Annotated in this window: 21 protein-coding genes; 9 read left to right on the top strand and 12 right to left on the bottom strand. The window is 73.5% G+C overall.

Features of this window, described 5'->3' with window-relative positions; all coding sequences use genetic code 11:
* Nucleotides 1–85 precede the first annotated feature (85 nt).
* From OG764_RS34355 to OG764_RS34370, 4 genes are read right to left on the bottom strand one after another with little or no spacing between them, the layout of a single operon-like run.
* Complete coding sequence (locus OG764_RS34355) at nucleotides 86–1291, bottom strand: ABC transporter permease (protein WP_328972241.1); 1206 nt, start codon at nucleotides 1289–1291, stop codon at nucleotides 86–88.
* A complete protein-coding gene (locus OG764_RS34360) occupies nucleotides 1291–2100 on the bottom strand; it encodes an ABC transporter ATP-binding protein (protein ID WP_328972242.1) in 810 nt (269 codons plus the stop codon). The genes OG764_RS34355 and OG764_RS34360 overlap by 1 nt, the downstream gene beginning before the upstream one ends.
* Complete coding sequence (locus OG764_RS34365) at nucleotides 2097–3155, bottom strand: peptidoglycan-binding protein (RefSeq protein ID WP_328972243.1); 1059 nt, start codon at nucleotides 3153–3155, stop codon at nucleotides 2097–2099. Before OG764_RS34365 ends, OG764_RS34360 begins: the two co-directional genes overlap by 4 nt.
* Nucleotides 3152–3667 (bottom strand): hypothetical protein, encoded by a 516-nt coding sequence (locus OG764_RS34370; RefSeq protein WP_328972244.1) that lies wholly within the window; start codon nucleotides 3665–3667, stop codon nucleotides 3152–3154. The genes OG764_RS34365 and OG764_RS34370 overlap by 4 nt, the downstream gene beginning before the upstream one ends.
* Nucleotides 3668–3755: 88 nt before the next feature.
* On the opposite strand from OG764_RS34370, the gene OG764_RS34375 reads away from it, so the two are divergent.
* Nucleotides 3756–4415 (top strand): response regulator transcription factor, encoded by a 660-nt coding sequence (locus OG764_RS34375; RefSeq protein ID WP_328972245.1) that lies wholly within the window; start codon nucleotides 3756–3758, stop codon nucleotides 4413–4415.
* On the top strand, nucleotides 4412–5638 hold the full coding sequence (locus tag OG764_RS34380; RefSeq protein ID WP_328972246.1) for a sensor histidine kinase: 1227 nt from the start codon (nucleotides 4412–4414) through the stop codon (nucleotides 5636–5638). The genes OG764_RS34375 and OG764_RS34380 overlap by 4 nt, the downstream gene beginning before the upstream one ends.
* 129 nt (nucleotides 5639–5767) lie before the next feature.
* Here the strand turns inward: OG764_RS34380 and OG764_RS34385 are convergent, their stop codons facing one another.
* The 8 genes from OG764_RS34385 to OG764_RS34420 form a co-directional block, all read right to left on the bottom strand.
* Nucleotides 5768–6379 (bottom strand): TetR/AcrR family transcriptional regulator, encoded by a 612-nt coding sequence (locus OG764_RS34385; protein ID WP_328972247.1) that lies wholly within the window; start codon nucleotides 6377–6379, stop codon nucleotides 5768–5770.
* The gene (locus tag OG764_RS34390; RefSeq protein WP_328972248.1) at nucleotides 6376–7362 is read right to left on the bottom strand and encodes a 3-hydroxybutyryl-CoA dehydrogenase; all 987 of its coding nucleotides are present in this window, start codon (nucleotides 7360–7362) and stop codon (nucleotides 6376–6378) included. The genes OG764_RS34385 and OG764_RS34390 overlap by 4 nt, the downstream gene beginning before the upstream one ends.
* A gap of 155 nt (nucleotides 7363–7517) precedes the next feature.
* On the bottom strand, nucleotides 7518–8690 hold the full coding sequence (locus tag OG764_RS34395) for an acyl-CoA dehydrogenase family protein (protein ID WP_328972249.1): 1173 nt from the start codon (nucleotides 8688–8690) through the stop codon (nucleotides 7518–7520).
* Between the two features lie 89 nt (nucleotides 8691–8779).
* Entirely contained in the window at nucleotides 8780–9997 is a 1218-nt protein-coding gene (locus OG764_RS34400; protein WP_328972250.1) for an acyl-CoA dehydrogenase family protein, read from the bottom strand.
* Nucleotides 9998–10209: 212 nt separating this feature from the next.
* Nucleotides 10210–12444 (bottom strand): acetate--CoA ligase family protein, encoded by a 2235-nt coding sequence (locus OG764_RS34405; RefSeq protein ID WP_328972251.1) that lies wholly within the window; start codon nucleotides 12442–12444, stop codon nucleotides 10210–10212.
* Between the two features lies 1 nt (nucleotide 12445).
* Nucleotides 12446–12637, bottom strand: coding sequence for a ferredoxin (locus OG764_RS34410; protein ID WP_328972252.1), 192 nt, complete (start codon nucleotides 12635–12637; stop codon nucleotides 12446–12448).
* Entirely contained in the window at nucleotides 12634–14226 is a 1593-nt protein-coding gene (locus OG764_RS34415) for an NADH-ubiquinone oxidoreductase-F iron-sulfur binding region domain-containing protein (RefSeq protein WP_328972253.1), read from the bottom strand. The genes OG764_RS34410 and OG764_RS34415 overlap by 4 nt, the downstream gene beginning before the upstream one ends.
* Nucleotides 14223–14690 carry a hypothetical protein gene (locus OG764_RS34420; RefSeq protein WP_328972254.1) on the bottom strand — a complete coding sequence of 156 codons (468 nt, stop codon included), beginning with the start codon at nucleotides 14688–14690 and terminating at the stop codon, nucleotides 14223–14225. Before OG764_RS34420 ends, OG764_RS34415 begins: the two co-directional genes overlap by 4 nt.
* 530 nt (nucleotides 14691–15220) lie before the next feature.
* On the opposite strand from OG764_RS34420, the gene OG764_RS34425 reads away from it, so the two are divergent.
* From OG764_RS34425 to OG764_RS34455, 7 genes are all read left to right on the top strand, one after another.
* Nucleotides 15221–16453 carry an aromatic ring-hydroxylating oxygenase subunit alpha gene (locus OG764_RS34425; RefSeq protein WP_328972255.1) on the top strand — a complete coding sequence of 411 codons (1233 nt, stop codon included), beginning with the start codon at nucleotides 15221–15223 and terminating at the stop codon, nucleotides 16451–16453.
* A 285-nt stretch (nucleotides 16454–16738) separates the two neighbouring features.
* Nucleotides 16739–17869 carry a polyamine ABC transporter substrate-binding protein gene (locus OG764_RS34430; RefSeq protein WP_328972256.1) on the top strand — a complete coding sequence of 377 codons (1131 nt, stop codon included), beginning with the start codon at nucleotides 16739–16741 and terminating at the stop codon, nucleotides 17867–17869.
* A 1-nt stretch (nucleotide 17870) separates the two neighbouring features.
* Nucleotides 17871–18746 (top strand): ABC transporter permease, encoded by an 876-nt coding sequence (locus OG764_RS34435; protein WP_328972257.1) that lies wholly within the window; start codon nucleotides 17871–17873, stop codon nucleotides 18744–18746.
* Entirely contained in the window at nucleotides 18743–19714 is a 972-nt protein-coding gene (locus OG764_RS34440) for an ABC transporter permease (RefSeq protein WP_328972258.1), read from the top strand. Before OG764_RS34435 ends, OG764_RS34440 begins: the two co-directional genes overlap by 4 nt.
* Nucleotides 19715–19717: 3 nt before the next feature.
* Entirely contained in the window at nucleotides 19718–20854 is a 1137-nt protein-coding gene (locus OG764_RS34445; RefSeq protein ID WP_328972259.1) for an ABC transporter ATP-binding protein, read from the top strand.
* A gap of 107 nt (nucleotides 20855–20961) precedes the next feature.
* A complete protein-coding gene (locus tag OG764_RS34450; RefSeq protein WP_328972260.1) occupies nucleotides 20962–22278 on the top strand; it encodes a flavin monoamine oxidase family protein in 1317 nt (438 codons plus the stop codon).
* Nucleotides 22271–23689, top strand: coding sequence for an aminobutyraldehyde dehydrogenase (locus tag OG764_RS34455; protein ID WP_328972261.1), 1419 nt, complete (start codon nucleotides 22271–22273; stop codon nucleotides 23687–23689). Before OG764_RS34450 ends, OG764_RS34455 begins: the two co-directional genes overlap by 8 nt.
* Nucleotides 23690–23744: the final 55 nt, after the last annotated feature.

Genomic DNA, 23744 nt, shown 5'->3' on the forward strand with positions numbered 1-23744 from the left:
CGTACGGCTCAGGGGCGCAGCTCCGGGGCGCACGGCTCCGGAGCGCCCCCGTGAGGGCGCCCCGGAGAAACCCTGCCCCGAACCCTTACGCCGCCCCCAGGGCCAGCGTCGGGGACAGGCGGGAGGCGCGGACCGCCGGGTACAGGCCGGCGATCGTGCCGATCACCAGGGTGGCGCCGAAGCCGCCCGCCACCGCCCACGGCGGTACGACCCACGGCAGACCGCCCGTGTACGCGTACACGCCCGTCGCCGCGCCGCCCAGGGCCACTCCTGCGAGGCCGCCGAGGCCGGACAGCATCAGGGACTCCGTGACGAACTGGACCCTGATCTGCCCCCTGGTGGCGCCGAGCGAGCGCCGCAGGCCGATCTCGTGGCGACGCTCCAGCACCGAGATGATCATCGTGTTGGCGACGCCGACCCCGCCCACCAGCAGGGCGATCCCGCCCAGGCCCAGGAGCAGCGAGGAGAACGCCCCCTCCGTCGCAGCCTTGGCCTGGAGCGCCGAGGACGGGTCGCCGACCTGGACGTTCTGCGGGTTCTGCGGGTCGATCGTCGGGGCGAGCAGCTTCTGGACGGTGCGCACGGACGCGTCCGTGGACCGCTCGTACACCGCCGTCGGATGCCCGTCGAAGCCCAGCAGTTTCTGTGCGGCCGCCCAGCCCACCAGCGCCGAGCGTTCGATCTCGGGTGCGAGGGGCAGCGGGTCGAGGATCCCGACGACGGTGAAGTACCGGTCGTCGATCCAGACCTGCCGGCCGGGCGCGGTGATGCCGAGCCGCTCGGCGGCCACATGGCCGAGGACGACGGACGGGTAGCGGCCGTTGGCGGCGTTCAGCCACGTGCCGGTGCCCACACCGCCGCGCAGCACGCCGAGCAGTCCCTCTGTCGCGGCCTTCACCGCGATGCCGCCGGTCTCGCCCTCGGGGATCTTCTCGGAGCGGCGGACGGAGTGCTTCAGCTCGCCGGTGGCGCCGACGTCCTCGACGCCGTGGATCCGGCCCACCATGCCCACGGCGTCCTTGGGCAGTTTGACCTCCTCCCCGCTGAACATGCCCTCGCCCGGCTTCGCCACCAGCATGTTCGTGCCGAGCGCGTCGAGCTGCCGGATCAGCTGCGCCTGGCTGGACGCGGAGATTCCGACGACGGCGATCATCGTGGCGATCCCGATGGCGATCCCGAGCGCCGACAGCACGACCCGTACGGGCCGGCTGCGCAGCCCGGCCGAACCGACGTGGAGGACATCGCGCGGCGTGAGACGGGCCGCCTTCAGTGCCCTGCGTGTACGGGCCATCAGCTGACGGCCTTTCCGAACACCGGACCCGTAGTACCCGTAGTACCAGGGCTACCCGTAGTACTCGTAGTACCCGTAGTACCCACAGGACTGAGGCCACCTGTAGTACCCCTACTACCCGGAGCCGCCGCGGCCGCCCCGCCCGTATCCGCCGTCACCCGCCCGTCGCGGATGCGGACCTGGCGGGGCAGCCGTCCCGCTATCTCCGTGTCGTGCGTGATGACCGCGATCGTGGCGCCCTGCGCGTTGAGGTCGTGCAGGAGCTCCATCACCGCCTCGCCGGACGCCGAGTCCAGCGCCCCGGTCGGCTCGTCCGCGAGCAGCAGGTCCGGCTCCCCGACGACCGCGCGGGCGATGGCGACGCGCTGCTTCTGCCCGCCCGACAGTTCGTGCGGCCGGTGCTTCATGCGGTCGGCGAGCCCGACGCGGGCGAGCGCGTCGGCGGCCAGCGCCCGCCGCCGGGCCCGCGGGAGACCGCTGTACAGCAGCCCCTCGGCGACGTTGTCCAGCGCGCCGACCCCCGGCACCAGATGGAACGCCTGGAAGACGAACCCGATGTGGCGGGCCCGCAGCGCGGACAGCCGCCGGTCGGTCAGCGAAGCCACGTCGTGGCCGGCGATCTCGACGGTGCCGGCACTGGGCCGGTCCAGGGTGCCGACGATGTGCAGCAGGGTGGACTTGCCGGATCCCGACGGGCCGACGATGCCCAGCAGCTCCCCCTCGCCGACCGTCAGGTCGACCCCGTCGAGCGCGCGGACACCGCCCGGGTACTCCTTGGTGACCCCGCAGAGCCGTACGACCGTACTCATGCGGACGGCACCCCGACCTTCATGCCCTCGCGCAGACCGCTGCCGGTGATCTCGACCCGGCCCTGGCCGAACATGCCGAGTTCCACCTTGACGTCCCGCGCCGTGCCGTTCTCGACGACCTGGATGCCGAAACCGCCGCCGGGCAGGGCGAGCAGCGCGTTGACGGGCACCGAGAGCACGCCCTTGCGCGTCTCGCCGGTGAGGTCGACCGTCACCGGGGACTGGTCGATCCCGGTGACCTTCTCCGGAGCATCGAAGGAGACCGTCACATCGATCTTCGGCGTCCGGTCCTGCGGATCGTCGCCCGCCGACGCGGTCTTGCCGACCGACGACACCTTCCCCGGCGCCCGCGACCCGTCCGGGAGCTGTACGACGACCGCGGTGCCGGCCTTCGCGAGGCCGGCGTCCGCCACGGGCACCTTAAACCGTACGACCCGCTCGGAGCCCGTCACGGTGAGCACCGGCCCGCCGGGCGCGACTCGGTCGCCGGGAGCGGCGGCCGCCGCCTTGACGCGTACCGCGCTGCCGGCGAAGACGAGCGCATCGGGGCCGACGGTCCCGGTCCGCTTCAGGTCGTGGGACTTCTGCCAGCGCTTCACGGCGGCGGCGGTCTTCGCCGTGTACTCCTCGTCGACGGTGAAGCCGACGTATCCGAGGGCGGCGAGGTTCTCCTCCAGCTGCCGGACGTCCTTGCCCTTGTCGCCGGTCTTGAGGGTCCGGTACATCGGCTCGGCCCCGTACATCAGACGGACCGGCGCGCCGTCGACCTCGTACAGCCGCCCGTCCCGTGCCACCGTGGAGCCGGCCGGGGGGAGCCAGGTGAGGGTGCCGGCCGGGCCCGCGTTGATCTTCCGTTCGCCGAGGTGGCCGAGGGTGCCGTCCTGCCGGGAGCTGTCGCTGAGGTCGCCGCGGGTCAGCGGGACCGTGGCGGGCGGCAGGCCCGGGTCGGCGACGGCCTGCTGTTCGCCGGGGGAGCCCAGCGCGGTGACGGCCGCGCCGCCGCCCGCGACCGCCGCGACCGCGGCCAGGGCGGCCACGAGCCTGCGCCGGCTCATCGCGACACGCTCTCGCAGGCCTTGTTGGCCTTCTCGAACTTCCGCATCTCCGCGCCCTGCGGTATCGGCCGCGCCGCCGACATGCTGCCGCCCTCGCCGAACGTCGGGTCGGGCATGTCGTAGCCGTTCTTGCGCATGCACTGCGCGTACTTGACCATTTTGTCCTTGTCGGCCTGGGTCAGCTCCTTGCCCATGCCGGACCCGCCCTTGTCCCGGCAGGCCTTGAACGCCGCCTCCATCTTCTCCTTGGACACGCCGTCGCCGCCGATGGTCAGCCCGACACCCTCCTCGCCGGGCTTGGGCTCGGGCACGTCCAGGCCGTGCTCGCGCAGACACTTGCGGTGCTCCAGGGCCTGGTCGGCCTTCTTGCCCTCCTCGCTCACGCTGTCGGAGCCCTTGCCGCCCGCGCTCTTGCCGCTGTCGGCGGTGCACGCGGTGGTGAGGAGGCAGAGGGCGGCCAGCGAGGCGGCGGCGGTGAGCTGGAGGGTCTCTCGGGTACGTCGAGTCGTCATGGGCCGCAGCGTGCGGGAACCCGGTGTTTCGTTTCTCTCAGCGGATCGGTTAACAGCGACGAAAGGTCACTTCCGCTACACAAGGGGCATGCGTGTACTGGTGGTGGAGGACGAGGCGTTTCTCGCCGAGATGATCGCCGAGGGGCTGCGCCGCGACGCGCTCGCGGTCGATGTGGCCGCAGACGGCCCGGAGGCCCTGCGGAAGATGGAGTTCGCCGAATACGACGTGCTCGTCCTCGACCGCGACCTTCCGGGCATGCACGGCGACGACGTGTGCCGGCACGTCGTCGAGCGGCGCCTGATGACCCGGATCCTGATGCTGACCGCGTCCGGCACCGTACGGGACCGCGTCGACGGCCTGGGCCTGGGCGCCGACGACTACCTGACCAAGCCCTTCGCCTACGACGAGCTGCTCGCCCGGGTCCTCGCCCTCGGCCGCCGGGCCAGGCCCGCGCTGCCGCCCGTCCTCGAACGCGCCGGCATCGTCCTCGATACGGCCCGCCGCCAGGCGAGCCGCGACGGCCGGCACCTCCAGCTGTCCCGTAAGGAATTCGCCGTACTGGAAGCCCTGCTGCGCGCGGACGGGGCCGTGGTCAGCGGCGAGGACCTCATCGAACAGGTCTGGGAGGAGCACACCAGCTACCGCACGAACGCCGTACGGGTCACCCTGAGCAAACTCCGCGCGAAGCTGGGCGAGCCCCCGGTCGTGGAAACGGTCCCGGGCGCGGGCTACCGGATCGCGTCATGACCGCGGGCAACGCGGCACGCCGGATCGCCGCGGCGGTGCGCCGCCGCACCGGCGGTGAGCGGGCCCGCCTGACGGCCCTGTACGGCGGCCTGCTCCTGCTCGCCGGCGCACTCCTCACCGGCGTGGTGTACGCCCTGGTCAAGGAGGGCCTCTACGCGTCCATCAGCGTGGCCATGACCACGGCCGTGCCCGCGCAGCGCCTCGAAGACCTCCCGGACCCCACCGCGTCACGCCTGTGGGAGCCGGCCACACCCACGACCCTGCCACCGGGCGTCACCCCCGGCATGGCGATCACCCGGACACTGAGCGACGCCGCCGAGAGCGCCGCCCTGGAGCGGCTGCTGACGGTCTCCCTGATCGTCCTCGCCGTGTACGCCGTCGTGTCCGTGGCCCTCGCCTGGTGGATGGCCGGCCGGGTGCTGCGGCCCGTCGCCGTGATCACCGACACGGCCCGTCGCCTGTCGGGCGAGAACCTCCACGAGCGGATCGCCCTGGAAGGCCCACCGGGGGAGCTCAAGCACCTCGCGGACACCTTCGACGACATGCTCGGCCGCATGGAACGGCTCGTGTCGGCGCAGCAGCGGTTCGCCGCGAACGCCGCCCACGAGCTTCGGACCTCCCTCTCCGTGCAGCGCGCCGCCGCCGAGATCGGACTCGCGGGCGAGCCCGACCCGCAGCGGGTCGCCCGTATCCGTACGAAGCTCATCGAGGTCGCCGACGACAGCGAACGCACCATCGACGGGCTGCTGCTCCTCGCCGCCTGCGACCAGGGGCTGCTGGAACGGCGGCCGGTGGCCGTCCACGAGATCGCCGCGAAGGCGGCGGACGCGCTGGCGGCCGAGGCGGAGGAGCGCGGGGTCGTCATCACCCTCGACGCCCGCCCGCTCACGGTCGCGGGGGACGCCGTGCTCCTGGACCGGCTGCTCCACAACCTCGTCGCGAACGCGGTACGCCACAACGTCCCGGACGGCCGGGTCAGGGTCCGTACGGGACCGGACGGCATCGAAGTCGTCAACACCGGCCCCGCGGTCCCGCCCGACGTGGTCCCCCTCCTCTTCGAACCCTTCCGCCGCCTGACCGAACGCACCCACGCCCCGGGGGAAGGCACCGGCCTGGGCCTGTCGATCGTCGAATCCATCGCCCGCGCCCACGGCGCGACGGCGCGGGCCACCGCCAACCCGGAAGGCGGCGGCCTCACGGTCCGCATCAGCTTCGGCGCATGAGGCCCCGGCGGCCGGGCCCGGTCACAACCCCGGTCGCAGCTCCGGTCGGTGCTCCAGCCGGAGCTCCGGTCGGTGCTCCAGCCGGAGCCCCGGTCGGTGCTCCAGCCAGAGCGTCGGCCAGAGCGTCGGTCAGAGCTCCGGGAACGTCGGGTCGATGCCGAGCGTCGGGGCGATGGTCCGCCAGATCGTCGACCGGGCCGCCGGGAGGTCCAGCCGGGGGTCGTCGAGCATCAGGCGAATGCCCAGCCCGTCGCAGAGCGCAAGCACCAGCGTGCTGAGCGCGCTGACGTCGCAGTCGGTGAACTCCCCGGCCCTGATGCCCCGTTCCACGGCCCCGCCGACCCACTCGTGCAGCTGGTCGTATAGGTCGACGGCCAAGTGCCGGGCCGCCGTGTCGCGTTGGGCGCGAACCCACAACTCCTGCCACAGCTTCCAGTCCTGGCGCAGTTCCGCGTCCGACGGCAGCATGCTCCGCAGAATGCGCGCCAGGGCGACGGCCGCCGGAACCGCGTCCGCGTCCCCTTCGCCGTCCTTCCCGGTCTGGGCGAAGGAGTGCGTCATCGCCTCGGCGAAGAGCTTCTCGCGCGTGTCGAAGTGGTAGTGCAGCAGGGCCTTGGAGACCCCGGCGTGCTCGGCGACCTTGCGCATGCTGACGTTCTCGAAACCGATGTCGGCGATGACTTCGCACGCGGCCGTGAGGATGCGCTCCCGCGTCTCCAGTGCGCGATCGGCCTTGGTCACGTCGTCTGCTCCCCGTCCCGGTGCCCGTCTCGGAGCCCGTGTCGTCGGTGGCCGTGGACCGGGCGGGTGGGCCCGCTCGCCGTGGCCGTCACCCCACCATCCTCGCGCATCGCGCCCCCTGGACCGGCGTAACGGTGGAAGCCCCGGCCCGTCTTGCGGCCCAGCAGACCCGCGTCGACCATCCGGGACAGCAGTGGCGGCGGGGCGTACAGGGGCTCCCGGTACTCCGCGTACATCGACAGCGCGATGGCCCGTACCGTGTCCAGGCCGATGAGATCGGCCAGGGCGAGCGGTCCCAGCGGATGCGCACAGCCCAGCGTCATTCCGCGGTCGATGTCCTCGGGCGACGCGGCGCCGCACTCGGCCATGCGCACCGCGGCCAGCAGGTACGGCACGAGGAGGGCGTTCACGACGAACCCCGCCCGGTCCTGCGCGCGCACGACGTGCTTGCCCAGGACCCCGGCGGCGAAGGAGTGTGCCCGGCGGACGGTGTCCTCGCCGGTGAGCAGCGACGGCACCAGCTCGACCAGGGGCAGCACCGGCACGGGGTTGAAGAAGTGCAGGCCGACGACCCGGTCCGGCCGCGAGGTGGCGGCGGCCAGCCGGATCACGGGGAGGGCGGAGGTGTTCGTCGCGAGGACGGCGTCCTGCCCCTCCACCACCCGGTCGAGCAGGGCGAACACCTCCAGTTTCGCCCGCTCCTCCTCGGCCACCGCCTCGACGACGAGCTCCCGGTCCGCCATCCGGGCCATGTCGGTGGTGACCGCGATCCGGCCGGCGGCGGCATCGCGTCCGGCGGCGGTCAGCCTTCCGGACGCCGCCGCGCGGTCCAGGGAACGGGCGATCCGCTCCCGGCCGGCGGCCGCCGCCGCGGCGGTCGTCTCCACCACCACGACGTCCCGTCCGGCGCGGGCGCAGACCTCGGCGATGCCGGATCCCATCAGCCCGCAACCCACGATCCCGACCCGCTCGACCTCGGTCATTACTGCGTCCTCCCTCGTGCGTGTATGGACCTGTGCGCGTACGGGCCTCCTGGCCAGCGGCCCCGGTGTGTACGGGCTCCCGGTGCGTACGAGCCGCTGATGTACGGGGGCGGCCGCGGTGGTCCGGGCGCGCCGCCCGGACCACCGCGGCCGGGTCACCGCGCGGCCGGCATCTGCAGGACTCCCGTGCCGCGCTTGACGAGTTCGCCCGCGACGATCAGGCGCTGGATCTCGGAGGTGCCCTCCCAGATCCGGTCCACGCGCAGCTCGCGGTAGAGGCGCTCGACCGGGTACGAACGGTCGTAGCCGCGCCCTCCGAAGATCTGCAGGCACCGGTCGACGACCCGGCCGGACGCCTCGCTCGCCGCCAGCTTCGCGATGGCCGCCTTGGCGTGCAGCGTCTTGCGTTCGGCCACGCCCTCGTCGACCTCCCAGGCGACCTGGTGGGTGTAGGCGCGGTTGACGGCGATGTCCACGGCGCAGTCGGCGAGCATGCCCTGGATCAGCTGGAAGTCGGCGATGGGCGAGCCGAACTGGCGGCGTTCCACGGCCCAGTCCCGGGCGAGTTCCAGCGCCCGCTCCGCCGCGCCGATCGTCCGGGCGGCGATCATCAGCCGTTCCTCGGTGAACCAGGAACGGGTGATGTCGTAGCCCTGGCCGACCTCCCCGAGCACCGCGTCGGCGGGCACGCGGACCTCGGTGAAGGTGAACTCTGGGTGCTCGTAGACGAAGGTGTGCATCCAGCGGGGCACCCGGGTCATCTCGATGCCCGGGGTGTCCTTGTCGACGAGAAACAGGGTCGGCGCCCGCTCCTCCCCGGCCGCCGCCAGCACGATCATGAAGTCGGCGTGGTCCCCGACGGTCACGAACCACTTCTCGCCGTTGAGCACCCAGCCGTCGGCCGTCCGCGTCGCCGTGGTCCGGATGCTCTGCGGGTCGGAACCGGCCTCCGGCTCGCTCACCGCGTAACAGTCCCGGCGGCGTCCCCGGATCACCGGGACCAGGTAGCGCTCGCGCTGCTCGGGCGTGCAGAACGACAGGGCGTTCGCCGGCCGCCACACCATGTCCCACAGCGCGCCGGTGAGCCGCCCCAGCTCGGCCTGGACCGTGACCTGCTCCAGGATGGTGAGGCCCGCGCCGCCCCACTCCGTCGGCATGTTGACGGCCTGCAGCCCGCTGTCGAGGACGGCGTCGCGGATCTCGGTGTGGGCCTGCGGGGGCAGACCGTTGTTCTCCTCGCAGTCGAGCTCGTACTTCATGATGAAGTCGGTCAGCGCGCGCGCCGCGCTCCGGAGCTCTTCCTGACGGGCGGTGAGACGGAAGTCCATGGCTGTCTGTCCTCTGGTTCGTGGTGGGGGAGCCGGGGGAAGGGGAGAGGGGGGAGAGCGACGGTCGGGCAGCGGTCCGGGACCGGCCGTCAGGAGGCGGGCAGCGCGAGGACCCGCGTGCCGCGCTTGATCAGCTCGTTGGCGATGATCAGGCGCTGGATCTCGGAGGTGCCCTCCCAGATCCGGTCGACGCGCAGCTCGCGGTACATGCGCTCGACGGGGTACGTACGGTCGTAGCCGCGGCCGCCGAAGATCTGCACGCACCGGTCGATGACCCGCCCGGCGGCCTCGCTGGCCGCGAGCTTCGCCGTCGACGCCTTCGCGTGCAGGGTCTTGGCATCGGTCTCCGGCCGGCCGGCCTCCCAGGCGACCTGGTGGGTGTAGGCGCGGTTGACGGCGATGTCCACGGCGCAGTCGGCGAGCATGCCCTGGATCAGCTGGAAGTCGGCGATGGGCGAGCCGAACTGGCGGCGTTCCACGGCCCAGTCCCGGGCGAGTTCCAGGGCGCGTTCGGCGGCGCCGACGGTCCGGGCGGCGATCATCAGCCGCTCGTCGGTGAACCACTCCTTGGTGAGCTCGTAGCCGTTGCCGACCCCGCCGAGCACGTCCTCGTCGGGGACGAAGACGTCCGTGAACGTGAACTCGGGGTGCCCGTTCACCGCGGAGTGCATGAACCGCGGGACGCGCGTCATCGCGACACCGGCCGCCTGCTTGTCCACGAAGAACAGCGTCGGCGCCCGCTCGGGCCCCGCGTCGGCCTGCACCAACAGGAAGTCGGCGATGTCGCCGCAGGTCACGAACCACTTCTCGCCGTTGAGCAGCCAGCCGCCGGTGGTACGGGTCGCCGTGCTCGTGCCCGAGCCGGGATCGGAGCCCGCCCCGGGCTCGGTCACCGCGAACGCGTCGAACCGCTCGCCCCGGATGACCGGCAGCAGGTACTTCTCCCGCTGAGCCTCGGTGCCGTACGCCAGGACGTTCGCGGGCCGCCAGGGAATGTCCCACAGGCAGTTGGTGACCTTCCCGAACTCCTCCTCCACGATGACCTGGTCGAGCAGGGACAGCCCGGCCCCGCCCCACTCGGCGGGCATGTTGATGGCGTAGACGCCCGCTTCGACGGCGGCACGGGTCAGGTCGCGGACGGTACCGGCGGGCAGCGGGCCGCCGGCCTCCTCGGACTGGTCCTCGTACCGCATCAGGAGCCGGGTGTAGTCGGCGGCGCGGGCCTTGAGAGCGGCCTGCTCGGGCGTGTAGCGGAAGTCCACGGTGTCCTCCGGGGCGGGGGGTACGGGGGTAGGGATGGCAGGCACGGGTGCGTGAGGCGGGGGCCGTACGGGTCGTACGGGGATGGCCAGGGGTGGTGCGGGTCGTACGGGTCTACGGGTGGGGGCACGGGTAGTGCGGGTATTACGGGTCGTACGGGGACGGCGCGCGTCGTGCTGGTACTACGGGTCGTACGGATGCGGGCCGGGGTCGTACGGGTCGTACGGGTGCGGGCCGGGTGTGTGGGGGTCGGGGCCGGTCAGCCCAGGACTGCCCGCGCGTCCAGGGCGAGCGCGCCGTCCGGGCGCACCAGCAGCGGATTGACCTCGAACTCGGCGATCTCCGGATGCGCGGCGGCGACCGTGGTGATGCGCTCGACGACGGCGGCCGCGGCGGCCACGTCCACCGCGGGCCGGCCGCGTACGCCGTCCAGGAGCGCGGCGCCGCGCAGTCCGCGCAGCAGGGCCTCGGCCCGTCGGGCCGGTACGGGCGCCAGCGCGAACGCGACGTCGCGGAGGGTCTCGGTGAGGACCCCGCCGAGCCCGACCATGGCGACGGGCCCGAACCTCGGGTCGCGGTTCACCCCCACGATCAGCTCGACGCCGTCCGCGAGGTCGGCCATCGCCTCGACCGAGTACGAAGGGGCGCCGAGCCGACCGTCCATGTCCCGGTACGCGGCGAGGAGCGCCTCCCGGTCCGCCAGGCGCAGGGCGACACCGCCCGCGTCGGACTTGTGCAGGACGTGCAGGGCCTTGAGCACGTACGGGCCGTCGAACTCCGCGGCCGCGGCCAGGAGTCCGCCCTCGTCGGCGACCTCGCGGGCCGCCGGGAACGGCACGCCGGCGGCGCCCAGCAGTGCCCGTACCCCGTGGTAGCCGGGGTCCCGCAGCGGTGCGGCGGCGGGCGGCAGCGGGGGCACACCGCCGCTGCCGGGGTCCGGCCGGCCGGCCATCGCCGCCAGCGCGCGGGCGGCGTCCTCGGTGGCGGCGAACACCGGCACCCCGGCCTCGGCCAGTACCCGGCAGCTCGGCGACTGCGGATACATCGACTGCACGACCAGCGGTTTCGGCGCGGTGGCGAGGTGCGCGACGATCTCCTTGGCGGCCCGGGTCTCGCCCTCCGCGAGGACGGAACCGCCGGCCGGGCCGCCGCCCAGGCCGCCCTCGGAGGCCGCGTAGCCGCCGAAGTACCCGGTCATCAGGACGGCGTCGACCTCGTCGGCGGCGAGCAGCCCCCCGACGGCGTCGGCGTACGAGAGGGGGCGCTGTTCGCCCATCCCCGCCAGGTCGACGGGGTTGCCGACCGAGGACTGCTCCCACAGCACGGCCCGCAGCCGGTCCTGCGTCGTCGCGCCGAGCTCCGGTACGTCGAGTCCGGCGTCCTCGGCCGCGTCGGCGGCGACCGCGCCGTGGCCGCCGCCGTCGGTGAACACGGCGGTACGCCGGCCGGCCGTACCCGGGCTACCCGTACGTGGGTCGCCCGTACGCGGGCCATCCGCACGCCGGTCGCCAGCATGCCGGTCGCCCGTACGCGCGCCATCCGCATGCCGGTCGCCCGCATGCCGGTCGCCCGCATGCCGGTCGCCCGTGCGCCGGTCGTCCGCACGTGGGCCGTGCGCCCGCGGCGCCGTGCTGAGCGCCGCCAGCAGGACGGTCATCTCCCGTGGGGTGCGGACGAGTTCGACGCCCGCGTCACGGCAGGCGGCGGCCACCACGTCGGCGGAGGTGGTGAGGGCGCCGGTGTGCGAGTGGGCGCTGCGGGCGGAGGCGGTGCCCCGGCCGGCGGTGAGCAGCACCACCGGCTTGCCCGCCGCGGCGGCCGACGCCGCGAAGGCCCGGCCGTCGCCGAAGTCCTCGGCGTACACGGCGATGGCGGAGGTGGCCTCGTGGCGGGCGCAGTCCTCGATGAGGTCGACGAGGGTGACGTCGGCCTGGTTGCCGAGGGAGACGAAGCGGGAGAAGCCGAGGCCGTGCGGGGCGCCGCGGAGCTGGAGTTCGAGGGCGAGGTTGCCGCTCTGGCTGAGCAGGGCGATCCGGCCGGGCGCGAAGCGGTCCGAGGCGAGGTACAGCTCGGTGGTGTTGTCGGCGACGCCCAGGCAGTTGGGTCCGACGAGGACCGCACCGGCGGCCCGTACGCGTGCGGCGATCGCGCGCTGGCGGGCCAGGCCGGCCGGGCCGGACTCGGCGAAGCCCGCGGTGATGCCGACGATCGCCTTCGCACCGCAGGCCAGGGCGTCGTCGACGGCGGCCTCGAATCCCGTGCTGGGGACGGAGATCACGACGAGCTCGACGGGTTCGCCGATCGCGGCGAGGGAAGTGGCCGCGGTCCGGCCGAGTACGGTGCCGCCGCGCCGGTTCACCAGGTGTACGGGCCGCCGGTCGGGGGCGCGCAGCGCCTGCGAGGCCACCGCGTGCCCGTACTTCGCCGGGTCGTCGCTGGCGCCGACGACGGCGACCGATCGGGGGTCGAACAGAGCGGTCAGGTCGCGTCCCATGTCATCCCTCCACGCGGAGGGCGGAGTTGGGGCAGCTCTCGGCGCAGTCACGGGCGGCCCGCTCGGCGCCGGCCGGGACGACGACGGGGATGACCTTCGCGTAGCCCCATTCGTCGAGTGCGACGAGGTCGGGCGCGTGCTCCTGGCACAGGCCGTAGCCCTGGCACCGGGTGGAGTCCAGCAGGAGTTTCATGGCGTTCCTTTCAGCACGGGCGGCGGCAGGGGAGCGGCAGCGCGGGAGGGGAGCGTGGTGGCGGAGACGGGCGAGACGGCCGGTGCGGGGAGCGCGGTGGCGGTGGGGCAATCGGCGGGTGCCGGCGCGGGGAGTGCGGTGGTGCCGGGCTTGGCGGCGGGGGTCAGGGCGGGGACTGCGGTGGTGGCATCGGCGGGGGTCGGCAAGGGGACTGCGGTGGTGGCGGGCGAAGCAGCCGGTGCCGACGTGGGGGGTGCGGTGGTCGCGGGCGAGGTGGCCGGTGCCGATGCCGGCGCGGGCGCGGGCGTGGGTGGCCGGGGCCGAGGTCGGGCGGGAGGTTCGGGGACCTGGGGTACGGCCACGGTGAGGCGGTTGCGGCCGGCCGCGGGTGCGGCGGCCGCGCAGGGCGGGCACGGCGCGGCGAGATGGGAGCGGACGAGGTCGGGGAAGGAGCGGAGCAGGCTGCCCGCGATGCCGGCGGCGGCGTCGAGCAGCCCGCAGGCCCCGCGCCCGGGCAGGCCCTGCGACCAGCGGTGCAGGCGGTCCGCGGTGTCCGGTCCGGCGGCCCCGGCGGCGAGCGCGTACAGGGCGTCGCCGACGGCGCGGGTCCCGGAGACGCAGACCCCGCACTGGCGTGCGCTCTCGGCCGCGAGGTGGGCGGCCGCGTCGGCGGCCGTGGTCACGGGGCAGTCGCCGGGGGCGAGGAAGCGGATCGCTCCGCAGCCCAGCGCGGTACCCGCGGCGGCGAGCGCACCGGGTTCGAGGGGGAGGTCCAGGGCGCGGGCGTCGACGAGTCCGCCGAACAGCCCGCCCATCAGCGCCCCGGCCGCGGCGGGGGCGCCGTACCGCGCGGCCAGGGCGCGCAGCGGTACGCCGTACGGGACTTCGGTGAGGACCGGCCCGGCCGGGCCGCCCGACAGGGTCACCAGGGTGCCGCGGGCGATGCTGCGCCGCAGATCGGGCCGGGTGGCGGTGAGCGCGATCCGGGCGAGCGTCTCGACGTTGGAGACCAGGGTCGGCGCACCGCCGACGCCCTTCTCGTACGGGCGGGGCGGCTTGGCGGTGGGCAGCGCCGGGCCGCCGTCGATCCTGCGGACCACCGCGGTCTCCTCGCCGGCGACGTACGTGTGGCCGGTCTCGACGACCTCGACGGGCAGCGGCGGCGGGTGTGCGGCGAGGGCCCTGCGCACGCTGTCGCCGGCGACCGGGTCCGCGAGGTAGACGAAGCCGCGCACGGCGCCGGTCATCGCGGCGGCGCGGGCCAGGCCGTCGAGGACCAGGTGGGGCCGGGCCCGCAGCAGCCAGCGGTCCTTGACCGAACCAGGTTCGCCCTCCTCGCCGTTGGCCACGACGACCGGAGCGCCGCCGCGGTCGCGCACGGAGCGGAGTTTGACGGCGGCCGGGAAGCCGGCTCCGCCGCGGCCCCGCAGCCCGGACGCGGTGAGGTGGCCGAGGAGTTCGTCCGGGCCGGTGGCCGTGTCGTAGCCGCCGGCGGCGCGGTAGGCCTCGGCGCTCTCCGCCGTGCCGGGCGCCGTTCCGAGGACGGTGCCGTGCGGTGGAGCGGCCGTCGGGAGCCGGATCGTCGTCATCGGGTGTCTCCTGTCCGGACGGGAGTGTGGATAGGGGCGGGGGTGTGGGCCGGGGAGGGGGTGGCGGCGCGGGTGCGCAGGGTGCTGACGGCGTGCTCCAGTGCGGTGCGGTCGGCCGCGGTGCGGCCGTATCCCGGGCCGGGGAGGCCGATGAGCATGCGGTGGTGGTCGAGGACGACCTCGCCGGCGAGCAGGGCGGCGACGGGGTCGCCCGCCCGGGATCCGGCGGCCACGCGGGTCACCAGCTCGGTGACCTCGGCGAGGTAGCGGAGCCAGCTGCGTCGGCTGCCGCGCAGGATCAGGCGCTCCACGCGGCGCCGCTCGGCCACCGCCGGGTCCTCCGGTCGCCGCCCTGCGGTCGCATCGGGGGACGCGGCGCCGCGCAGGGCGGCGACCGCCGTGGGGAGTTCTCGTTCCGGCTCGGGGGTGAGCCCGAGCCAGTCCAGACGCCGACGACCGCTCATGCGTGCCTCCGGGAGGTGTGGAGGTGGGATCCCGCCGCCGCTTCCCGCCCGAAGGGATCGCGGGACGGGATCGCGGGAGGTGCGGGGGGTACGGGGACCAAGTGGATGCGGGACCGCGGGGACAAAAGCCCGGGCGGGCCGGGTGGACCGGGCGGATCAGGCAGATCAGGCAGATCAGGTAGATCGGGTAGATCGGGTAGATCAGGTAGATCGGGTGGACCGGGGTGGCCCGAGCGGAGCGGGCGGGCCGCGCGGCCGCTTTCCGCGCCGGTGAGCTGGGCAAATGCGGAGCGGTGCCGGAGCGGCGACAGGAAAACGCGTTTGCTGACCGATCGGTCAGGCAAGAATTACGCTAGCTGACCGATCGGTCAGTGAACAAGTCTTGACCCGGCGGAAATGAGCCAGCAATCTGGCTGTCCAATCGGTCAGCCTGGTCCCGGCTTCCCGCCCCGACCGCCTGTCCGCTGCTGGGTCGCCTCGCCATCGAACGCCGACACCGATCGCCGCCCGCCGGCACGGAGGAGTCACCGATGCGGTCCAGAGCTCCCGAAACACCGATCGGCCACCCCGGACGATCCGCCGACGCCCGCGCGGAGGCCCGCGCTCCCGCCGTCCCCGCTGACGTCCCCGCCGGCGCCCCTGCCCCCGCCGCTCCCGGCCCCGCGCTCCCGGCGCGCTACTACACCGATCCCGACACCGCCGCCGCCGAGACCCGGCACGTCTTCGCCAAGGCCTGGCAGCTCGTCTGCCACGAATCCGACCTGCCGAACCCGGGCGCCCGGCTCGCCGCGACCGTCGCGGACCGGGAGGTCCTCGTGGTCCGCACCGAGGACGGCGGTCTCGCCGCCCACCTCAACGTCTGCCGCCACCGGGGCACCCGCCTGGTCACCTCCCCCGAACCGGGCGGCAAGGCGATCCGCTGCCCGTACCACGGCTGGACGTACCGCCTCGACGGAAGCCTGGTCGGCGCGCCCGAGGCACGGCAGATCCCCTGCCTCGACAAGCCGGCGCTCGGCCTGTTCCCGGCCCGCGTCGAGTCGTTCCTCGGCTTCGTCTTCGTCAACCTCGACCCCGAGGCCGTACCCCTGGCCAAGAGCTGCGCGGGCCTGGCGCAGGCCGTCGGCCACTACGCCGGAGCCGACCTGGTGCCCGTCGGCCGCGCCCGGATCCACGACGTGGCCACCGCCGAAGTCCAAGAGGCCAACTGGAAGGTGGCGGTCGACAACTACCTGGAGGGCTACCACGTACCGGTCGCCCACCCTGGCCTGATGCGGCTGCTCGACTACCAGGGCTACACCTGCGAGATCGACGAGTCCTACGCGCTGTTCGCCTCGCCGCTGCGCGACAAGCCGTCCTCGAACTGGGCCGAGCGCCTCTACCAGCGCATCACCGCACCCATGCCCGGCCTCGCGGAAGCCGACCGCCGGGTCTGGCGGTACGCGGTCATCTACCCGAACACCCTCATCGACTTCTACCCCGACCACGTGCTGGCCTGGACCGCGATCCCCACGGCCGTGGACCGGGTGGCCGTGCCCGGCGCGTTCTACACCCGCCGCGGCACCGGCCTGCGCACCCGCCTCGCCCGGCGCCTGAACATCCACATCGGCTGGATCACCAACGACGAGGACGCCGAGCTGGTCGCCCGCGTGCAGAAAGGGCTCTCCACCCCCGGGTTCGAGCCCGGACCGCTGTCCCGACGCGAGTCCGCGGTCGCCTGGTTCGCCGACCGCATCCGCGCCGACCTCGACGGCCCGCACCCGTAGCCGTAGCCGTAGCCGCACCCGCACCCGTAGCCGCACCCGCACCCGCAGCCGCGCCTCCCGACGGCCACCCCGCCGTCCGTGCGTACCGCCCGCGCGCTGCCCGTACCGCCCGCGAGTTCCCCGTACCGCCCACGCCGACCCCTGCGCCCGCGCGGCCCCCACCCGCGCAGCCCCTGCGTAAGCCCCGGCCACCCGGAGGCGCCCCCCGCCGCCCGTGGCACCCGCCCGTACGCACGCCCCCGCTCGTTCCCGCCGTCCCCCCGCGGCCCTACGGAGAGGACCCCCATGTCCCCCGAGGAACTCCCCCCGACCAGACGCTCGTTCCTCCGCGCCGGTACCGCCGCCGCCCTCGCCCTCACCGCCGCCGGCTGCGGCTTCGCCTCCGACGGCGGTGCCGACGCCAAGGCGGCCGCGGAGACGCCCGTCGAGGTCAAGGTCGACGGCGACCTCGTCTACTTCAACTGGGCCGACTTCGTCGACCCCGCCGTCTTCGAAGGCTTCGAGAAGGAGTACGGCGTCAAGGTCGTCCAGTCGAACTACGACTCCATGGAGGGCATGGCGGCCAAGCTCAACGCCGGGAACCGCTACGACATCATCTTCCCCACCGCGAAATGGGCCCAGCGCCTGGCCGCCGGCGGCAGGCTGCGCAGGATCGACCACGCCCGGCTGCGCAACGCCGACGCCGTCTTCGGCGGGTACGACTACTTCGCCGACCCCTGGTACGACCGCCGCTCCGCGCACACCGTTCCGTTCACCATGTACAAGACCGGCATCGGCTGGCGCCGGGACCGGCTCGGCGACCTCACCGGCTCCTGGGACGACCTGTGGAACGAGAAGGCGAAGGGGAAGGTCTTCGTCCTCGACGACCGTGACGAGGTGCTCGCCATCGGCGCGCTCAAGCACGGCCTCGACCTCACCACCGGCGACCGCGGCGACCTCGACCGCGTCACCGACACCCTCCGCTCGCTCCGCCCCCACCTGCGCGGCTTCTCCAGCGACAGCTACAACAACCTGCTCAACGGCAACGCCGACATGACCCAGGCGTGGAGCGGCGACATGGCGGCGATGCTCGCCCAGGCCGAGGACCCCGCGGTCTTCGGCTTCGAGGTCGCCAAGGAGGGCGCCCCGGTCAACTCCGACTGCTACGCCATCCCCGCCAACGCGCGGCACCCCGGCACCGCGATGCTCTTCATCGACTACATGCTCCGACCGGAGAACGTGAAGAAGAACATCGAGTACATCGGCTACCCGATGCCGGTCCGCGGCAGCGAGGCCACGTACGCCGCGCTCGTCGAGCCGTTCCCCCAGTGCCTGGTGACGGCCGAAGACCTCGGCGCCGACCTCTTCTACCGCAACAGCGACGCGCGCGGCGAAAAGGCCCGGGACGCCGCCTGGACCGACGTGAAGGCCGGCTGACGTGGCACGCGACAACCGCCCCCGGACCGCGCAGCCACGGCTGTGGACCTGGCTGCTGCTCCCCGGCACCCTCTGGATGACCGGCTTCCTCCTCGCCTCCCTCCTCCTGGTCGCCACCCTCGCCCTCGGCACCACCGACCCGCTCGGAAACCCGCGCTTCGGCCTCAACTTCGACAACATCACCGCGCTGGCCGACCCGGCCTACCGCATCGTGCTGCTGCGCTCGCTGGGCTACGCGCTGGTCACCTGCCTGATCTGCCTGGCCGTGGCCTACCCGGTCGCCTACGCCATCGCGCTGTGCGGAGGTCGCTTCAAGAACCTGCTGATCGCCGCGATCGTCGTACCGTTCTTCGCCAACTACCTGGTGCGGATGTACGGCTGGTCCGTCGTCCTCTCCGACGACGGACCGCTCCTGAAGGCCCTGCGCGCGATCGGTGTCGCCGACGGCGGCACCAGGATCCTGCAGACCGGCCCGGGCGTCATCGCCGGACTCGTCTACGGCTTCGTCGTCTTCATGATCATCCCGCTGTACGCGGCGATGGAACGCATGGACACCTCACTCATCGAGGCCGGCCGCGACCTCTACGGCGGCCCCCTGCGCACCTTCCTCTTCGTCACCGTCCCCGCCACCCGGCAGGGCGCCGCCGCCGGATGCGTCCTCGTCTTCCTGCCCGCCATGGGCGACTTCGTCAGCGCCCAACTCATGGGAGGACCCGACCAGATCATGATCGGCAACCTGATCCAGGACAAGTTCTTCCAGGGCCAGAACTGGCCGCTCGGCTCGGCCCTCACCATGCTGCTGATGGCGGTCCTGTTCCTCGGAATGCTCGGCTACCTCCGGCGCACCCGCAAGGACGAGGCGGAGGCCGCCCGATGAGCCCCAGCACCTCCGGCACTCCCAGCACCCCCAGTACCTCGAGCACGTCCATCGGGTCCGGCGCCTCCCGGGCCTCCCGGGCCTCCCGGGCCTCCAGGACCCTCGGCGAGTCCGGCAGCTCCCGCCTCCGGGCCCGTCCCCGCCGCCGTCGCCGTCGCGGCGCGGAACGCCGCCCCCGCTTCGCCATCGCGGTCACCGCCGTCTTCTTCGCGCTCCTCTACCTCCCCGTCGGCGTCGTCGTCCTCTTCTCCTTCAACTCGCAGAAGTCCCTCACCGTCTTCGAGGACGTCAGCTTCCGCTGGTACACGGCGCTCCTCCACGACGGCGCCCTCCTCGACTCGCTCGGCATGAGCCTGCGGGTCTCCCTCGTCGCCATGGCCGGCTCCCTCGTCCTCGGCGTCGCGCTCGCCCTGGGCCTCGTACGCAGCCGCAGCCGCCTCGGCTCCCTCGCCGGCCTGGTCATGCTCGTCCCGCTCATCACCCCGGAGATCGTCACCGGCGTCGCGGCGATGCTCCTCTTCAAGGGCCTCGGCATCACCCTGTCCACGACCACCGTGATGCTCGCCGAGATCACCTTCTCCATCTCCTACGTGACGGTGATCCTCCGCTCCCGCATCGCCGCCCTCAACCCGGAGGTCGAAGAGGCCGCGATGGACCTCGGCGCCACCCGCCGGCAGGCCCTGCGCCTGGTCACCCTGCCCGCGCTGCTCCCGAGCATCCTCGCCTCGGCGGTGCTGATCTTCGCCCTCGTCTTCGACGACTTCGTCCTCGCGTACTTCACCACCGGCGTCGACCCGCAGCCGCTGTCCGTCCGCATCTACTCGGCCATCCGCTTCGGAGTGCAGCCCACCATCAACGCCGTCGGCACCCTCATGCTCGCCGGATCCATCGGCCTCATCGCCCTCGCACTCGCCATCCCGCGCCTCTTCGGCCGCCGCGGCGGCCTCGACCTGCTCTCCGGGAAGTAGCCCATGTCCACGACACCCCAGCACCCGGCATCCCAGCACCCGACGCCCCGGCCCCCGACCGCCGTGCTCCCGACCCCCGCCGTCCGGCTCGACCACGTCACCAAGCAGTACCGCGCCGCCGACACGTACGCCGTGCACGACGTCGTACTCGACATCGCACAGGGCGAGTTCTTCTCCCTCCTCGGCCCCTCCGGATGCGGCAAGACCACCCTGCTGCGGATGATCGGCGGCTTCACCGACCCCACCGACGGCAGCGTGCTGCTCGACGGCCAGGACGTCACCGGGCTGCCGCCCGACAAGCGCAACGTCAACACCGTCTTCCAGAGCTACGCCCTCTTCGACCACCTCTCGCTCGCCGACAACATCGCCTTCGGACTCAAACGCAAGGGCGTCGGCCGCGCCGAGATCCGCGAGCGGGTCGCCGGCATGCTCGACCTCGTCCAGCTCGGACACCTGGCGGGCCGCAAGCCGGCCACGCTCTCCGGCGGCCAGCGACAGCGCGTCGCGCTCGCCCGCGCCCTGGTCAACCGGCCGCAGGTGCTGCTGCTCGACGAGCCGCTGGCCGCCCTCGACCTCAAACTCCGCCGGCACATGCAGGTCGAGCTCAAGCAGATCCAGCGCGAGGTCGGCATCACCTTCGTCTTCGTCACCCACGATCAGGACGAGGCCCTGACCATGTCGGACCGCCTCGCCGTCATGAACGACGGCCGCGTCGAACAGTGCGGAACGCCGGAGGACGTGTACGAGCGCCCCACGAGCAGCTTCACGGCCTCCTTCATGGGCACCTCCAACCTCGCCCCCGGCACCTACCGGGCCGGCCGGGTCGCCCTCGACGGCGGCCCCGAACTGCCCGTCGGCCTCCGCCCCGGCATCCCCGACGGCCGCCGCGTCAACCTGTCGATCCGACCCGAGAAGATCTGGCTGTCCGACCTGGAACCGGACATGGCCCGCGCCGACGGAGTCGTCCGGGAGACCGTCTACTGCGGCCCGACCACCACCTACCTCATCGAACTCGCCCCCGGAATCACGCTGTCCGTACTGGAGCAGAACACCGACCGCTCCCGCATGGAGGACCGCTGGAGCGGCGGCGAACGCGTCGAGATCGGCTGGAAGCCCGAACACTGCCTGGTCCTGGACTGAACCGGCCCGCCCGAAGACCACGCTCGAAGGCCCCGCCCGCAGGCCCCCCCGCCGAATCCCTCGCCACACGCCCCCACCGAAGGTCCCCCGACCGAAGGACAGCCCCCATGAACCATGACGTCATCGTGCTCGGCGCCGGCCTCTCCGGCCTCGCCGCGGCCCGCGACCTCGCCGCCGGCGGAGCCGACGTCCTCGTCGTCGAGGCCCGCGACCGGGTCGGCGGACGCGTCGAGCAGACCCTGCTCCCCGACGGCCGGCTGGTCCAGCTCGGCGGCGAAGTCGTCGGCCGCGCCCACACCGCCTACACCACCCTCGCCGCGGAACTCGGCCTCACGCTCGTCCCCGGCTACACCGCCGAGCCCGGCGCCCTCACCCGCGCCACCCCCGAAGGGATCAGCGCCGGTGACCCGCCGCACTGGTTCGGCCCCGGCGACGACGCCTGCCACACCAAAGTCACCGCCGCGTTCTGTGCACTCGCCGGGACCGTCGACCCGGACGACCCCTGGACCCACCCCGACGCCACCGCCCTCGACGCCCTCTCCGTCGGCGACTGGCTGCGCTCCCAGGGCGCCACCCCGGCCGTCGTACGCCTCTGGGAGATCGGCCAGCTCGCCCTCGCCGACGGCTCCTGGGAACGCACCTCCCTCCTCGCCGCCCTGCGCAAACACGCCGCCGTTCCCGGCTCAGGCCAGTACGACTACGAGGCCTGGGAGGGACTGCGGGTCGCCGAGGGATCCGCGACGGTGGCCCTGCGCATGGCCGACGCCCTCGCCGGACGGATCCGCACCGGCGCACCCGTGGAGGCCGTCACCGTACGGGGGCCGGGCCGCTGCTCCGTACGGCTGGCCGGAGGCGAGACCCTCACCGCCGGCGCCGTCGTCAGCGCCCTCCCCGTCGGCCCGCTGCGCACGGTCGCCGTCACCGGTGTGTCGCAGGAGCGGCTCGCCTCCCTGCACCGCCAACGGAACGCGCTCGCCGCCAAGTTCGTCGCCGCGTACGACCGGCCGTTCTGGCGCGACCGCGGCCGCAGCGGCCTCTCCGAGTGCGAAGGAGTCCTCGGGAGCACCTGGCCGCAGAGCGACGGCATCCTCTCCGCCCTCGTACCGCCCGAGCGGCTCGGCGTCCTGCTCGGCACGCCCGCCCCGCTGCGCACCCGCGAACTGCTCGGCGAAATCGCCCGGCTCTACGGCGAAGAGGCCCACCGGCCGCTCGCCACGTACGTCCGCACGTGGGGCACCGACCCCTGGACCCAGGGGTACGTCACCCAGTGGGCCCCCGGCGACGTCACGGCCGTCGGCCCCCGCCACGGCACCCACGAACCCCCCTTCTACGTCTGCGGATCCGACCAGTGGGTGGCCGGCTACATGGAAGGCGCCGTACGCACCGGACGCGACGCGGCCGCGGAGGCACTGCGCCGTGGCTGACACCGTGCACAACCACATCGACGGCACGGACCGGCCCGCCGCCTCCGGCCAGACGACACAGCTCGTCGACCCCGCCACCGGCAGGGTGCACGGCCGTGCCCCCCGCTCCGGCCGGGACGACACCGACGCCGCCTGCGCGGCGGCGGCCGCGGCATTCGCGCACTGGTCCACCACCACGGCGGCCGTACGCCAGCGCGCCCTCCTCAAGATCGCCGACGCCATCGAGGAGCACGCGCAGGCCCTCACGGCCGCCGAAACCCGCGACACCGGCAAGCCCGCCCACCACTTCGAGACCGACGAACTCCCCGCGATCGTCGACACCGTCCGCTTCTTCGCCGGAGCCGCACGGAACCTGCCGGGCGCCGCCGCCGCCGAGTACACCGAGGGCCGCACCTCCCTGCTGCGCCGCGAACCGGTCGGAGTCTGCGCCCAGATCACCCCCTGGAACTACCCGCTGATGATGGCCGTCTGGAAGATCGCCCCCGCGATCGCAGCCGGCAACACCACCGTCCTCAAGCCCGCCGACACCACGCCCTCGTCGTCCGCCCTGCTGGCCCGCATCGCGGCCCCGCACCTGCCGCCGGGCGTGCTCAACGTGGTCTGCGGCGACCGCGACACCGGCCGCGCGCTCACCGCCCATCGCGACGTCGCGCTCATCGCCGTCACCGGCAGCGTCCGAGCCGGCCGCCAGATCGCGGCGGCCGCGGCCGCCGACCTCAAACGGGTCCACCTGGAGCTCGGCGGCAACGCCCCGGTCATCGTCCACGACGACGTGGACGTCGAGGCGACCGCCGCCGCCCTCGCCGCGGTCGCCTACTACAACGCGGGCCAGGACTGCACCGCACCCACTCGACTCCTGGTCCACCACCGCATCCACGACGCCTTCCTCACGGCCTTCGCGGCCGCCGCGGCCACCCGGCGCCCCGGTGCCCCCGACGATCCGGCCGCCGACTTCGGTCCCCTCAACAACGCCGCCCAGCTCGCCTCCGTACAGGGCCTCCTGACCCGCCTGCCGGCCCACGCCGAGATCGTCACGGGCGGCGCCGTGCTCCCGCGCCCCGGCTTCTTCCACGCACCCACCGTCGTCGCGGGCGTCCGCCAGCAGGACGAGATCGTCCAGGAGGAGATCTTCGGCCCCGTCGTCACCGTCCAGCCCTTCACCGACGAAACGGAGGCCCTCCACCTGGCCGACGACGTCCGCTACGGCCTCGCCGCGAGCGTGTGGACCACGGACCACGACCGCGCGATGCGCGCCACCCGCGCCCTCCACACCGGCATCGTCTGGGTCAACACCCACGGCACCACCGTCTCCGAAATGCCCCACGGCGGCGTCAAACACTCCGGCCACGGCACCGACCTCTCCCTGGCCGGCCTCCTGGACTACACCCACCCCAAACACGTCATGTTGTGACCCCGCGGGCCGCCGCCCGCGCGCCCGCGCGGCCCGGCACTTCAGAGACCGCCGG

The organism is Streptomyces sp. NBC_00239 (assembly GCF_036194065.1).
Classification (GTDB): domain Bacteria; phylum Actinomycetota; class Actinomycetes; order Streptomycetales; family Streptomycetaceae; genus Streptomyces.